This is a genomic window from Methylobacter tundripaludum SV96 (genome assembly GCF_000190755.2).
Lineage (GTDB): Bacteria > Pseudomonadota > Gammaproteobacteria > Methylococcales > Methylomonadaceae > Methylobacter_A > Methylobacter_A tundripaludum.
The window spans coordinates 2,281,096-2,294,948 of the sequence record NZ_JH109152.1 but is presented as its reverse complement, the minus strand read 5'-3'; the positions used below and the strand labels follow the sequence as shown (position 1 = coordinate 2,294,948).

The window sequence follows — 13,853 nt, the reverse complement described above, 5'->3', positions numbered from 1 at the left end:
CCTCTACAAATAGTTTTAGTGCAGCAAATATATAGCTCGTAAGTTGATGAACTTGGCGATCCCATCGATGTGGTGTGCATAAGTCTTTTGTTGGGGGCTAGTATTTATGTGCTGTTTTTAGCCGCCCATTCTACATGATAGTAATGGCGAAAAAATAATCTGATAGTTGTATTTAGCTGGCTCTCCCACGCTCCTAGTTGCGAAGCTCTAGCTTCGCAACTAGGAAGCTGGAGCTTCCTGCACTGAGTTCCCAAGCAGGAGCTTGGGAACTAGCAATATGTCCACGCTATCTTATTTTCATTTTTTAAGGACTATTGCAATCACTATATAAACTGAGATACTTGTAGCGTCCGTTTTTACAGAAGACCGAACCTTGACTAAGCGACCAAAGATTCAAAAACCCCAACCTCCCGCACCGCCGTGGCATCTTCTTGAACCCTGGCAGACCACCGCGTGGCTCAAGGTCGATCCCGAAAAGGGTCTGAATCATCAGGAGGCAAAAGAACGCCTCGAAACCTACGGCCCGAACGCCATCCAAGAGCAAAGCCGCCGGGGGCCGATTCGGATGTTTTTGGGGCAATTCGCCGATTTCATGATCATCGTGCTGATTTTGGCCTGCATCGTTTCAGGTTTGGTCGGCGACGTGACGGATACGATCGTCATTCTCGTGATCATCGTGTTGAACGCGATCATCGGCTTCATCCAGGAGTACCGTGCGGAAAAAGCCGTAGCGGCTCTGAAACGCTTGTCCAGCCCCACCGCGCAGGTGCTCCGCGAGGGAAAAACCCATACCATAGCGGCGCATGAGCTGGTTCCCGGCGACCTGGTCATGCTTGAAGCAGGCAATGTCGTCCCGGCCGACCTCAAACTATTGGATGTGGCGCGGCTCAAGGTGGAGGAGGCCGCGCTGACCGGCGAATCGCTGCCGGTCGAAAAATCCGGGGCGTTGATCCGGGAGCTGGATTCGCCGCTCGGCGACCGGCTCAACATGGCTTACAAGGGTACGATTGCGACCTACGGCCGTGGCGTCGGAATTGTCATCGCCACGGGAATGGACACCGAACTCGGTAAAATCGCCGAACTGCTGCGCCAGGAAAAGGAGACTAAAACCCCGCTGCAACAACGCCTTGCCAGTTTCGGCGTGCGCCTTGCCCTTTTGGTTTTGGCGGTCTGCGCGATCATTTTCGTGGTGGGTTTACTGCGCGGCGAACCGCCCGTGCTGATGTTTCTGACTGCCGTCAGTCTGGCCGTGGCCGCCATTCCTGAAGCCTTGCCCGCCGTGGCCACGGTGACCTTAGCCATAGGCGCGCGCAATTTGGTCGCGAAAAACGCGCTGATCCGGCGCCTGCCCGCCGTGGAAACCTTGGGTTCAGTGACCTTCATCTGCTCGGACAAGACCGGCACGCTGACGCAAAACCGCATGCATGCCGAAGCGTTCTACGTCGATGAGGGTTTACGGGGAGGCATAGCCGCCGACTTTCCGGCACCGCTGTTATGGGCGCTGGCCCTGAACAACGACGCCCGCCGCGACCACGACGGCCGACTGCTGGGCGACCCCACCGAAATCGCCCTGTACGAAGCGGCCGAAAGCGTGGGCTATGTTGGTGCCGATCTAGCCAAAGACGCGCCGCGGCTGGATGAAATTCCCTTCGATTCCGAGCGTAAACTGATGACTACGCTGCATCAGGAAAATGGCGCGCTTGTCGCTTACACCAAAGGCGCGCCGGAGAATGTGCTGCCGCGCTGCGTTAACCAATGGATCGGTGACGGCCCGCAGCCTCTACAGAAGGAAACGATACTGGCCGCCGCCGAGCAAATGGCCGAGGAAGGCCTGCGGGTGCTGGCCCTCGCGTACCGGCAGTTCCCTGAACGCCCGCCAACGCTGAGCGCCGATTCTGTCGAAGTCGAATTGTGTTTTCTGGGTTTGGCGGGACTGATGGATCCGCCGCGCCCGGAAGCCAAGGAAGCCGTGGCGCTTTGTAAGACTGCCGGGATCACGCCGGTCATGATCACCGGCGACCACCCGGCGACTGCCCGTGCCATCGCGATCAGGCTCGGCATCGTCGATGACGGTTGCAAGGTGCTGACCGGGTCGCAAATGGCAGGGATGAGTCTTGAGGAATTCGAGAAAGAAGTCGAAGAGGTTCGTGTTTATGCCCGCGTTGCGCCGGAGCAAAAGATCAAAATCGTCAAGGCGCTACAGGATCGGGGGGAATTCGTAGCGATGACTGGGGATGGCGTCAACGATGCCCCGGCGTTGAGAGCCGCCAATATCGGCATCGCGATGGGCAAGATCGGCACCGATGTGGCGCGGGAGGCATCGCATATGGTATTGCTGGATGATAATTTCGCCACCATCGTCACCGCTGTGCGCGAAGGAAGGCGGATTTTCGACAACATCCGAAAATTCATCAAATACACGATGACCAGCAACTCGGCGGAGATCTGGACGCTGTTTCTGGCACCTTTTCTGGGCTTGCCTATCCCGTTGCTGCCGATCCACATTCTCTGGATCAATCTGGTTACCGACGGCCTGCCGGGGCTGGCCCTGGCCGTCGAGCCGGAAGAACGCGGCATCATGCAGCGTCCGCCCCGAGCGCCCCAGGAAAGCATTTTTGCTCAGGGCATGTGGCAGCATATCTTGTGGATCGGCCTGCTGATGGGCAGCGTTTCCTTGTTCGCCCAGGGCTGGGCTTATGTTACGGGTTCCACCCACTGGCAGAGCATGGTGTTCACGGTGCTGACCTTGTCGCAGATGGGCCATGTGCTGGCGATCAGGTCGGAACGGGAGTCGCTGTTCAGTCAGGGACTGTTTTCCAACAAACCGCTGTTGGGCGCGGTGCTGTTGACCTTCGGCCTGCAAATGGCGGTGCTGTATGTGCCGGTCTTGCAGCCGATCTTCAAGACCGATGCGTTGAACCGCGATGAGCTATTGTTCTGTCTGGCGCTTTCTTCGCTCGTGTTCTTTGTGGTGGAAATTGAAAAGTGGATGCGCCGCCGGGGCTGGATTTACCGGAATGGGCCGCTGCCTGCCGGATCAGGCCGGTCAACCTAAAAACTTCGATTAGTCCGCGAAATGATTTTTCCCGGCTAAACGATAACGCCTAAATCATTACGAACATTTTATTGGGTGTTAGAATACGATTAGAACTGTGCGTTTGCCCCGAGCTGTAATCTGAAAAATGCACAAAACGAATACGTTAAAAACATTTTCCATTAAGAGGACACTATGCGGAACCTGAAGCTTTTACCCGCGTTAATTGGGGCGACACTTGTCATCGCTATCATTTTATATGTCGCCTTCTACTTCATATTTCTTGATCTGTTTGTTGACTTATGGTGGTACGAATCATTAAAACTTGAAGCCTACTTCTGGCTTAGACTGCTCTACAAGTTTTTCCTTTCCGGCGGAGTCACGCTGGCGTTTTTTGCCATTTTCTTTTTTCATTTCTGGGTCGCCTCGCGTTATCTGGGCTTAAACCCGCCGGATGAGGTTCTCAGCACTTTAGATCAGCGCCGACGCTTCCAGCGTTTTGCCGATACCTTTATGAATGGTTCGGCAACCGTATACACACCCATATCCTTGATACTGGCCATATTTATCGCCATCCCCTTTTACAATCAGTGGGAAACGACACTGCTGTACTTTTTCGGCAGCGATTCGGGCGTAACCGAATCGGTTTACGGCAAGGATGTCAGCTTTTATATGCTGTCCTATCCGACCTACATGCTGATTCAGCAAGAGCTGCTGACAACCGCCTCGCTCATTTTTTGCATGGTCGGCATTTTATATTGGCTGGAACATGTTTTTATACCTGACCAAAGCTCGGAATTCCCGCTGGGAGCCAAGGTTCATCTAACCACCCTGATCGGCTTTGTGGTTGCTTTTGTGGTCTGGGGCTTCATGCTGGACCGCTTTACCCTGCTTTATACCGATAAACACGAACCGGTATTTTACGGTCCCGGCTTTGTTGAATTACGCTATCAGTTGCCGCTGATCTGGCTGGAAATCGTTACCTTCGTGGCGACAGCGATAACGGCAGGCCTGTTTATTTTTTCAGAAAAACACCGGGTAAAAGCGCCGTTTTTAATATCGCTGACCCTGTTCCTCTGTGTCGCAGGTTTACCGAAGATTCAATTTATTCCCGATTTAATTCAAAAATATATCGTCAACCCGAATCCGGTCAAAACCAATAAGTCGCTGATACAATACAACATCGATGCGACGATGAACGCTTACGATTTGAAGAATATCAAGACGGTTGATATGACTATTAAGCTGAATGCGACCAAGGACATTGAAACGTGGAGCACGCAAAAACATTTTGAGAATCTTCCGGTCTGGGACAGGGAATTTATCATTGACGGCTATAAGCAATTACAGGAGATCAGGCCTTATTACAAAATCATGTCTGTCGACGAAGACCGCTATTTTATTCTTGACCATACCCGGCAGGTTAATCTGGCAGCCAGAGAAGTTAATATTTCAAAGCTGCCGCCTGAAGCGCAAAACTGGGAAAACGCCCACTTGCGCTATACCCATGGTTATGGCGCTGTCGTCACCCCCGCCGCGCAGGATGCCGATAACCCGCTCATCTGGTATTTACGCGATTTAAACATGCATTCCGATGTCGGTTTCAGCGTCAAACACCCGGACATCTACTACGGCCAGGAAAAATTCGACTATGCCATCGTCCCCAATAAGCTCAACGTCGTAGGCATTGCCGGCTCCTCTGATCCCGGCATTGCAGAAGCTTACCACGGCGAAGGAGGCGTCCCCATTCCGTCCCTGTTCAGAAAAGCATTATTTTCCTTTTATTTCAAAGACGAAAAAATATTCTTTTCAACCAACATCTCTACACAGAGCAAAGTCAAGATACGCCGAAATATAACCGAGCGCATTAATACGCTGACCCCTTTCCTGCATCTGGATAAAGACCCTTATCTGGTGATAACCAAGGATCGGTTCTACTGGATACAGGATGCCTATACCTTATCTAACCGGTATCCGGTTTCCAAGCCTGCGGACGATGATTTCCTGGAAGGCAAACAGAATTTCAACTACATCCGCAATTCGGTTAAGGTGGTTGTCGATGCGTTCGATGGTGGTGTCGATTTTTATATTTCCGACCCGTCGGATGCCATCATTCAGGCATACAGCAATGCATATCCCGGATTATTTAAAAATCTGGAGGAAATGCCGGCCGAATTAAAGCAGCACCTACGCTATCCTAGGGATCTTTATTATCTACAGATGAAGGTGTATGCCAAATATCATCAACAAACCCCTGAGCTATTCTACGAACAGGCCGAAACCTGGCAATTTGCCAATGTCCGAGGACAACCGGTATTGCCGTATTATCAGACCATGGACTTTGGCAACTGTAACGATACCGAAGAATTTGTCCTGATCAACCCGATGACGCCGGTTAACAGGGGCAATCTCAGCATGATAGGTGTGGCGGGAACCCTGGATAAATCCAACTGCAACCTGGATTACAAGCCCGGTATTACCGTTTATAAGTTCGGCAAGGATGTTCAGGTAAACGGCCCTGCGCAGGTTGAAGCGCTGATTAACCAAGACCCTGAAATCTCCGCCCAATTTACATTATGGGGTCAGGCCGGTTCCGTTGTTGAAATGGGCCGTATGATCATCCTGCCGATGGGCAATACCGTTCTGTATGTGCAACCCATTTACCTGGCCTCAACCAAAAACAAAATACCTGAATTAACCCGGGTCATTGTTTCCATTGGCAACGTGGTGGTTATGGATAAAACCTTGTGGTCGGCTTTTAACCGTTTAAAGCAAATTTATATCCAACATGCCGCCGACAGCGACGGGACAGAAACGCCTAAAGCCATTATGAATCAGGAGATAATTAAATAATCAAGATAGCGAACCGGGACCGGCGGAACACTATCCGCCGGTCCTTTTACCGGTCACTGCCAAATCGATTCTTTTGCCCGGCCTTCCCCCAAGGCGGATCAATCCTGCTCCAGGTCATCCAAGCAAAATAAGGTAACTCTTATAAAAATTTCAGTTGTTATTCCCAGCTACAATCGCCGAGAACGGCTAAAACGCGCGCTACTATCCGTGTATTCACAAACCTCATTACCGGCTGAAATTGTGGTGATTGATGACGGCTCTACCGATGGCACGGAAGCCATGCTCCGCCGGGAGTTTCCCGAGGTGAATTATTACTATCAGGAAAACCTCGGCGTCAGTGCGGCACGTAATCTTGGCATACAACAAGCGACCGGCGACTGGCTGGCTTTTCTGGATTCCGATGATGAATGGCTGCCTGAAAAACTGGCCAACCAGAAGGCGGCGTTGGCGACCCACCCCGAACACAGGATTTGCCACACCGAAGAAAACTGGATACGCAACGGAACCCAGGTTGACGTACCCAAAAAATACGCCAAGACCGGCGGCTGGATATTTAGCCATTGCTTGCCGCTCTGCGCGGTGTCGCCGTCCACCGTATTGATCCATCGCTCGGTATTGACCGACATCGGCCTGTTTGACGTCCGGCTTCCGGCCTGCGAAGACTACGACCTGTGGCTACGAATCACCGCAAATTACCCCATTCTATTGGTTGAACAGCCGCAAATAAACAAGCATGGCGGTCATGAAGACCAGTTATCTTGTGCATTTTGGGGCATGGACCGGTTCCGGATCAGCGCCTTGCAAAAAAGCATTGATGCCGGTCAATTGTCCGAGCAAAACCGGGAGGCGGCGGTCAATATGCTGCTAAAAAAAGCCGGTATTTACCTTAACGGCGTTATCAAACGCGGCAAAACCGATGAAGCGGACTATTACCGACAACTCATTGAGCGCTATGCAATGGATGTTGATTAACATTCAGTTAAAAACCTTAAAAGATCCTCACCACGAAGACACGAAGGACACGAAGAAATAAAACTTCGTGTCCTTCGTGTCTCGGCAACTGCTCCTGCGTCGCCTAAAGCGCCTACTGTTGGTGCTCTACCTCCTGCATAACCCACAGGGATGTGGGGAATGCAGATATTGCAGGAGCAAATATCTGTCCATGCAGTCGTTCGTGGTGAATAAATCACTTTTAATCGCCTATTTGACTCTAAAGCTACAGTTGCAATCGCCCTTGGCCATACAACTTAACTGCTCAACTTCTTTATCCAGCAACGAAGACATAAGCGCCAAATCGAACGCGCAGATCTCATGATGTTTCTGGGCCAGATCGTGATAAATACAATTATAAGCCTCCATATTCGGGCTTTCAGTTTCGGACTCCATATCCACTTTCACTTGAAAACCAAGATCGGTCATGACGATGGCCAGCTCATCAACGCGTTCGTTTAAATTTTTTCCTTCAAATTTGCCACGCAGCTTATCCGCCAGCTTGCTACCCAGTTTTTGCATATACGCGTTAAAGCGTTCAGGGCCTATTTCCTGCTGCAAATCGCTAAGAATTAATTCTGAAAACCAGGCATATTGCTTGGGGAAATAATTGTTGCCTTTGTCGGTGATGACGTAAATAGTCACCGGACGCCCGGCCGTTTTATTGAGAGTGCTTTTCCTGATATAGCCATCCCGCTCAAGAACAACAAAATGCTGCTGCACCCCCGTTCTGGAAATATCCAGCGCTTTAGCCAGCTCATCAACACTCAAGCCATTCCTGCTTTCCAGCAAATATTCAAGTATCTGATGTTGGCGCGAACTTATCTTTTGAAGCATTAGCGGATTCATCCTTTGGTCGTGACTTTGTTGTTAAGCGTGCAGTGATAATAGCTCATTATGACACATATAACTTGTAAAAGTTTTATATAGCAAAAAATCGCCTGTTGTTATAAACTCTTCTATGAGCAAGTTTGCTTAAATAATAATAATTACCCACACAACTGGAGACAAATAATGAGCGATTCTCAAGAAACAAGCCAAACACTCTATGAAAAAATCGGCGGCGAAGCGGCTGTTAATGCTGCCGTAGATATTTTTTATCGCAAAGTGCTGGCGGATTACCGGATTAACCGTTTTTTCGACAACACTGACATGGATCAACAAATTGCCAAACAAAAGGCCTTTTTTACCATGGCATTTGGCGGTCCAAATAATTATAGCGGTCAAGACATGCGTAATGCTCATGCGCGTCTGGTCAAAATGGGCTTGAATGCAAGTCATTTTGATGCAGTGATGGAGCACCTTGGCGCAACATTAACCGAGTTGAATGTACCGCAAGAACTGATCGCTCAAGCAGCAGCCATTGCGGAAAGCACACGCAACGACGTATTGGGCAAATAACCGAAATATCAGGTGGAGACCATGCGAAGCATAACTATTGGCGAATCAACATTTTCCTGCCAACCGAATGAGACTGTATTGGAGACCCTGTTAAGGGGAAACATACAGGTGCCTAACGGTTGTCGCCAAGGCCTTTGCCAAGCCTGCCTGATGCGCAGCCTTGATAACTCTCCACCTGTCTCCGCCCAAGTCGGTCTTAAAGACACGCTGCAAAAGCAGAACTACTTCCTGGCTTGCGCTTGTCATCCTGAGCAGGATATGACCGTTGCGTTGCCCAACCAGCAAGGCGCTTCAATTGAAGCAGGCGTCATCAAAAAACAGCTGTTAACGCCTGACATCGTCCAGTTGGTTTTGGAATACCAAAGCCCGTTTAATTTCTTCGCCGGTCAGTTTGTTAATTTAAAACGACCCGATGGTTTAACCCGGAGCTATTCGATTGCGAATATCCCGCTAGCCAAAAACATCCTGGAATTTCATATTCGCCGCTTGCCGAACGGCCAATTCAGCAGCTGGGTGTATGACGAATTGGAAGTAGGCGCTCAATTAACTATTTCAGAAGCGCAAGGCTCTTGTCATTACCTGCCCGGACGCGCCGAACAACCCTTAATGCTGGTCGGAACCGGCAGTGGTTTGGCGCCGCTTTACGGCATTATTGCCGACGCTTTGGCGCAGGATCACTCAGGCCCCATCCACTTGTTTCATGGCAGCCGCGATCTTAACGGCCTGTATTTTGTTGATGAAATGCGTGAGCTTGCCGAGAAGTTCGATAATTTTCATTACACGCCCTGTATTTCAGGAGAAGGCATTGAATCGGACCATGTCCAAGGCCGCGCTCACGACATTGCCTTATCATCTACTGAAACTTTAAACGGCTGGCGGGTTTTCCTGTGCGGACACCCGGAAATGGTCAACCAGACCAAGAAAATGGCGTTTATGAAAGGCGCGTCTATGAGCGATATTTACGTCGACGCTTTTCATGTGATCCAAACTGAAAAATAGACCCCACTCAATACGAATACACTCAAAGGGACGCGTTCCTGGATTGATGTTTCTCAATCCAGAAGACTGACTTTATCCCCAACGTGAACCTGCCCCCCGGCGCCGCGGGTAACCATCGCAATCGCAAAAGTCGGCTTTTCCTGGCTAAAGGCATGGGTCAGCGTTTTCAGAATCGGCAAGTCCCGGTTGCCGGAGTCGGGATTCGCCTGCGTAGCGAGACATCGGGTCTTCGGCATGACGACATCGAAGTTGACCTGCCCGATACGAATCTTGCGCCCCACCCAACTTTGCTCCTCCCATGCCTCCAGACCGTCGATGACGATATTTGAGCGGAAACGGCGTTCACTGAGATCGTTATCGCCGACGGCAGTGCCGACAGCCGCCACGCTCGCGCGGCCGTGCAAGGTTATCTGGCCTGCCTCGTTGTCCTGATACCGGGGCGTAACCCCGTCCCCGACTAAGCGCAACGGCAACCTGTCCAGATGAGAAGACAGCGGATTTTCGTCCAGCTTGAGCACATAATTTTCGATCGCGGCCGCAATGTTCTTACGCCCCGTCTCGTCCAGCGCTTCATTGACCAAAACCGTGCCTTCCAAACTGATGCATAATCCAAGTGCCTTATGATCGAACCGAAGCTGGAGGCGCGCTATGCCGGGCGTGTTCACCAACGCAACGAACTCGTGTTTTTTACTCCAGGCATCATCCACGACGCCTGAATTGGCAAAGCGGATACCGAGAACCCTGTCGCCGGCGATTCGCCCTTCATCGAGAACATCGACAACTTCACACCTTTCAGGCGTGAAGCCCTTCACTGGATAACGATATAAGGCAACGACTTGAGGCATAGGAAATCTCCATCCATAAACATTTTCCATTATTCTCCAGCGAGAGGTATTACATCAATTTGACACCCCCCGAAAGAATGGCGAAAACCCAGCGCTGGGCTTTTATCAGGAAGACTGGCTGACATTGAACGCATCGGCATAAATGTCCTTCATAGAGGCCCCTGCCATAAAAGCTTTCTTCTTGGCCGCTTTAACCATATCCGGGTGCCCGCAGAGAAACATGCGCCAATTTTTGAGATTGGGAATCTGTTGAAAGGCTACGTCATCGGCCCGCCCAGCCGCAAAGCCGTGGGGCGCATCCCCGCCGGAAAGGCAGGGCACATAGTTGAAATTCGAATATTGCTGAACCAGGTCGCGCAATTCGTCAGTCAAATAGAGCCCGTTCAAATCGCGGCTGCCGTGAAACAAATGGATAGGTCCGGTGTGGTTCCGGCTGAGGGCATCGCGGATGATACCGTAGAGCGGCGCAAGCCCTGAGCCGGTACCGATTAGCACCAAGCCCTGCTCGGTATTGCCGGGCGTGTAAAAGCAGTCGCCGCCGGGGCCGCGAATCTCGACCGTCTCGCCGGGACGCAATTCCTCATGTATCCAGCCGCTTACCCGCCCCTGCGGCAGTCGGCGGACATGGAGATGAAGATGGTCGTCTTCATGCGGCACGCTGGCGAGCGAGTAACTGCGGCCAAGCGACCGGTCTCGAAACAGGTTGATGAATTGCCCGGCCCTGTACTCGATCGACGCGTGACATTCGAGCTCGACATGCATGATTTCCGAATTGAGCAATTTCAGGCTTTTGACGGTAGCCGGAATAACCGCCTGGACATCATCGTCATTCGGCATGGCAACTTCGAGGTCTGCGGTGGGATGACAAATACACGCGAGAAAATAGTTCTGGAGTTTGAGAGTATCCTTCAAGCCGTTTTGCGAACTTTCAGGAGGCGTGCCTCCAGTGGCACGCATCAGACAGGTCTGACAGACCCCGCTGCGGCACGAAAAAGGAACCGGCACACCGCGATCGGTCAAACAATCCAGAACGGATTGGTTTTCACCCAGTTCGAAATTGTCTTTTGCGTAACGAATATTAACCATGGCGGCGCACCTGTTTCAAAGATGGAAAATTAACGGCCCAGCACGTCGTTGCGTGTGCTTTCGGCGATGGCGGCAACCTGAGCGATCAGGTCCTCACCGACATTCAACTCGCGGAGGGTCGCTGCGAGGTCTTCGATCACTGCATCGACATGGGCGTCATTCAGGCCGCGCTCGACCAGATGGGCATGCCCGCGACGCATATCGAGGCCGCTGTAATTATGCGGTCCGCCGAAAGCCATGGTCAGGAATGATTTTTGTTTGGCGGCCTGAGTTTCCATATCCACGCCTTCGAAAAAGGAACTGATGCGGTCATCGCTCAACACCTTGCGGTAAAAAATATCAACGGCGGCATTGACGGCGGCTTCTCCGCCCAATTTCTCGTACAAAGATTGTTGTTGTGACATATTTTTCTCCAAATAATTAAAAAGGCGTTTAAAATACATCTTCAATAGCCCTAACCCTCAGGGCCTTTGCCAAGACGCAGCAATAAGATGTATTCTTAATGCATCTTATTGCGCCATTATTAAATCGTCAAGACCTATCTTTTAATTTTCAAGATATAAGCTAAAAGACAGGCGACTTTGAAGGAGTATGCAGCATGCAACTTACGCAATTCACGGACCTTTCACTGCGCCTGCTGATTTATCTTGCCCGCCTGCCTGAACCGGGCATGGCGACAATTCAAGAGATCGCCGAGTATCATCAAATTTCCCGCAACCATCTGGTGAAAGTGGCGAACAGCCTGGCCAATCAGGGATTTATTATGACGACCCGGGGCAAGGGCGGCGGCATCCAGTTGGCCCGGCCCGCGTATACGATAGGCGTGGGCGAAGTGGTGCGACGGACCGAACTTAACATGAATCTGGTAGAGTGCTTCGATGCCCCGACCAATCAGTGCCGCCTGATCCGCAACTGCTTCCTCAAGGCCACTTTATACGAAGCGCAGCGTGCCTTTATGACTGTGCTGGACAAATACACCTTAGCCGATGCGGCCGGTTTCGGCCCCAACACCGACCTGTCAGCGTTGTCTGGAGATAAACCGCAAAACATCTGACGCGGAATGGATTCCGGCAAACTAACTCATTCCACGTTTCTTGAAAAAGTCCTGTTTGGCGAGCTTCGTTTTCAGGCGCGCCAGAATAGAGTACCGCTCTCTGCCTGGACATGGCTATCGGTCCTTCGGAACATGCCTATAGGACTTCCTCTTTCACAAAAGCGTCTCCAAATAGTCTTTCAAGACCGCAGCATTATTGAGACTGGCTTCCTTCGAGCTAAACAGGAGCGTGGCATTTCCATGCCCGATTTTGGCGATAAGTGCCTGTACCGGACCGGGATTGCCCTGTAATTCGGCAACGTATTTACGCTGGAATTCGGGCCATTTCTCCTGCTCATGTTGATACCAACGCCGAAGCTCATTTGAAGGAGCCGCTTCCTTGGCCCAGAAATCGATGCTGGCCTCCGCCTTTGAGAGGCCGCGCGGCCATAGGCGATCAACCAAGATGCGGATTCCATCAGTATCCGCAGGCGACGCGTAAACCCGTTTAAGTTGAAGCCTCATCATTGCCTCCTGTATTCGAATAACGACTGTCACGCGAGCCCTGAGGCCACAGCCTCATCGGTGAACGCCTTAATCGATTTTAAACTTCAAAAAATGTAATTTTATTACGCTTTCAACAATCCCCGTTTCTAACAAAGACTCATTTTTTCTCTTATCCTTCTTCAACTGAGCGCCTAGGCAATAACCGCTTTTTGTTGCTCGATAACAGCCAATGAACGCAAGCTATCCAGCACCTGCTGCAACACCATGGAATCGCTGTCGCGTGGAAAAACCATATAAGCGGGTAACTTAAATTGCGGACTGCCGGGCACATGAAACAATTTTTTGGCCTGGATTAAAGGCTCAGCCATACGCATAGACAGAAAACATGAGCCGCCATTGCTGAGGATTAACTGCACGCCCAACCAGCCGATATTGACCACCTGCGGAGGACGCTCCAGATTAGGGTAACTCATACTGTGCTGTGCGTAAAATGCCGCCCCCCAGTCTACATAAATGTAATCCTCGTTCGGCCAGGGTTTGTCGGGATCGGTAGTCAGCAGCACCAGTGTCTCATCAAATAAATGCTCAATCTGAAGGCCGGGGCTATGCTGCGGCGTGTACATCATACCCACATCCATCCTGCCTTCGACCAGCGCCCGCATTAAGTCTTCTTCAAAACCGATTTCGCTGCGAATCGAAATATCCGGAGCCTGCTTTCGCAGTGTGCCGACCCATCGAGGCAACAGTCCTTCCCACAAAGCGATTCGAGCCCCCACGGTAATACTGGCGCGAAAACGGCTGGGTAAGCCGATATCATGTCGCGCCTGTTCCAGTGTTAATAACAGGGATTTGGCATGGCGCAAAAAGCGATGTCCTGGCGGCGTTAACGCGGCGCCGGAGCGATTGCGCACAAACAGGGTAACGCCCAGATAGGATTCCAGCCGCTGTATGCGGGTGCTCACCGTCGATTGGGTCACATGCAGTCTGTTGGCCGCTTCCAGAAAGCTGCCATTGGCGACTACCCCTAAAAAAGTTCTAATCTGATCTATGTCCATCGCTTTAATATCGGATATATCGATACTAATGTCCAATAAATATCGTTTGT

The 13,853-nt window shown here is 51.1% G+C and carries 12 protein-coding genes; 6 read left to right on the top strand and 6 right to left on the bottom strand.

Going from position 1 to position 13,853, the window contains the following annotated elements; all coding sequences use genetic code 11:
- Positions 1-373 precede the first annotated feature (373 nt).
- The 3 genes from METTU_RS10305 to METTU_RS10295 all read left to right on the top strand — a co-directional run bounded on the left by METTU_RS10305 (position 374) and on the right by METTU_RS10295 (position 6,859).
- On the top strand, positions 374-3,055 hold the full coding sequence (locus tag METTU_RS10305) for a cation-translocating P-type ATPase (RefSeq protein WP_006891436.1): 2,682 nt from the start codon (positions 374-376) through the stop codon (positions 3,053-3,055).
- 174 nt (positions 3,056-3,229) lie between these two features.
- Positions 3,230-5,887 (top strand): UPF0182 family protein, encoded by a 2,658-nt coding sequence (locus METTU_RS10300; RefSeq protein ID WP_006891435.1) that lies wholly within the window; start codon positions 3,230-3,232, stop codon positions 5,885-5,887.
- A 141-nt stretch (positions 5,888-6,028) separates the two neighbouring features.
- Complete coding sequence (locus METTU_RS10295; RefSeq protein ID WP_040579738.1) at positions 6,029-6,859, top strand: glycosyltransferase family 2 protein; 831 nt, start codon at positions 6,029-6,031, stop codon at positions 6,857-6,859.
- Between the two features lie 228 nt (positions 6,860-7,087).
- Here the strand turns inward: METTU_RS10295 and METTU_RS10290 are convergent, their stop codons facing one another.
- The gene (locus METTU_RS10290; protein ID WP_006891433.1) at positions 7,088-7,714 is read right to left on the bottom strand and encodes a helix-turn-helix transcriptional regulator; all 627 of its coding nucleotides are present in this window, start codon (positions 7,712-7,714) and stop codon (positions 7,088-7,090) included.
- A gap of 177 nt (positions 7,715-7,891) precedes the next feature.
- Between METTU_RS10290 and METTU_RS10285 the strand changes: the two genes are divergently transcribed.
- Together METTU_RS10285 and METTU_RS10280 are read left to right on the top strand one after the other, a co-directional pair.
- On the top strand, positions 7,892-8,278 hold the full coding sequence (locus METTU_RS10285) for a group I truncated hemoglobin (protein WP_006891432.1): 387 nt from the start codon (positions 7,892-7,894) through the stop codon (positions 8,276-8,278).
- Between the two features lie 21 nt (positions 8,279-8,299).
- Positions 8,300-9,277 carry a 2Fe-2S iron-sulfur cluster-binding protein gene (locus tag METTU_RS10280; RefSeq protein WP_006891431.1) on the top strand — a complete coding sequence of 326 codons (978 nt, stop codon included), beginning with the start codon at positions 8,300-8,302 and terminating at the stop codon, positions 9,275-9,277.
- A gap of 53 nt (positions 9,278-9,330) precedes the next feature.
- On the opposite strand, the gene METTU_RS10275 is transcribed toward METTU_RS10280, so the two are convergent.
- The 3 genes from METTU_RS10275 to METTU_RS10265 form a co-directional block, all read right to left on the bottom strand.
- Positions 9,331-10,122, bottom strand: coding sequence for an MOSC domain-containing protein (locus tag METTU_RS10275; protein WP_006891430.1), 792 nt, complete (start codon positions 10,120-10,122; stop codon positions 9,331-9,333).
- Positions 10,123-10,227: 105 nt separating this feature from the next.
- Positions 10,228-11,208: an FAD-binding oxidoreductase gene (locus tag METTU_RS10270; protein ID WP_006891429.1), complete on the bottom strand. Its 981-nt coding sequence runs from the start codon at positions 11,206-11,208 to the stop codon at positions 10,228-10,230.
- 29 nt (positions 11,209-11,237) lie between these two features.
- On the bottom strand, positions 11,238-11,612 hold the full coding sequence (locus tag METTU_RS10265; protein WP_006891428.1) for a group I truncated hemoglobin: 375 nt from the start codon (positions 11,610-11,612) through the stop codon (positions 11,238-11,240).
- Between the two features lie 194 nt (positions 11,613-11,806).
- Between METTU_RS10265 and METTU_RS10260 the strand changes: the two genes are divergently transcribed.
- Positions 11,807-12,262 carry an Rrf2 family transcriptional regulator gene (locus tag METTU_RS10260; RefSeq protein WP_006891427.1) on the top strand — a complete coding sequence of 152 codons (456 nt, stop codon included), beginning with the start codon at positions 11,807-11,809 and terminating at the stop codon, positions 12,260-12,262.
- 153 nt (positions 12,263-12,415) lie between these two features.
- Here METTU_RS10260 and METTU_RS10255 read toward each other — a convergent pair whose 3' ends face one another.
- Both METTU_RS10255 and METTU_RS10250 read right to left on the bottom strand, forming a co-directional pair.
- The gene (locus METTU_RS10255; protein WP_254257869.1) at positions 12,416-12,769 is read right to left on the bottom strand and encodes a DUF488 domain-containing protein; all 354 of its coding nucleotides are present in this window, start codon (positions 12,767-12,769) and stop codon (positions 12,416-12,418) included.
- Between the two features lie 170 nt (positions 12,770-12,939).
- Positions 12,940-13,839 (bottom strand): LysR family transcriptional regulator, encoded by a 900-nt coding sequence (locus tag METTU_RS10250; protein ID WP_254257867.1) that lies wholly within the window; start codon positions 13,837-13,839, stop codon positions 12,940-12,942.
- Between the last annotated feature and the right edge of the window lie 14 nt (positions 13,840-13,853).

Bases quoted from the DNA above. Each gene is read 5' to 3' on its own strand.
- METTU_RS10290 (WP_006891433.1), bottom strand. From the start codon at position 7,714: ATGCTTCAAAAGATAAGTTCGCGCCAACATCAGATACTTGAATATTTG.
- METTU_RS10275 (WP_006891430.1), bottom strand. From the start codon at position 10,122: ATGCCTCAAGTCGTTGCCTTATATCGTTATCCAGTGAAGGGCTTCACG.
- METTU_RS10255 (WP_254257869.1), bottom strand. From the start codon at position 12,769: ATGATGAGGCTTCAACTTAAACGGGTTTACGCGTCGCCTGCGGATACT.
- METTU_RS10300 (WP_006891435.1), top strand. From the start codon at position 3,230: ATGCGGAACCTGAAGCTTTTACCCGCGTTAATTGGGGCGACACTTGTC.
- METTU_RS10265 (WP_006891428.1), bottom strand. From the start codon at position 11,612: ATGTCACAACAACAATCTTTGTACGAGAAATTGGGCGGAGAAGCCGCC.
- METTU_RS10260 (WP_006891427.1), top strand. From the start codon at position 11,807: ATGCAACTTACGCAATTCACGGACCTTTCACTGCGCCTGCTGATTTAT.
- METTU_RS10270 (WP_006891429.1), bottom strand. From the start codon at position 11,208: ATGGTTAATATTCGTTACGCAAAAGACAATTTCGAACTGGGTGAAAAC.
- METTU_RS10280 (WP_006891431.1), top strand. From the start codon at position 8,300: ATGCGAAGCATAACTATTGGCGAATCAACATTTTCCTGCCAACCGAAT.
- METTU_RS10285 (WP_006891432.1), top strand. From the start codon at position 7,892: ATGAGCGATTCTCAAGAAACAAGCCAAACACTCTATGAAAAAATCGGC.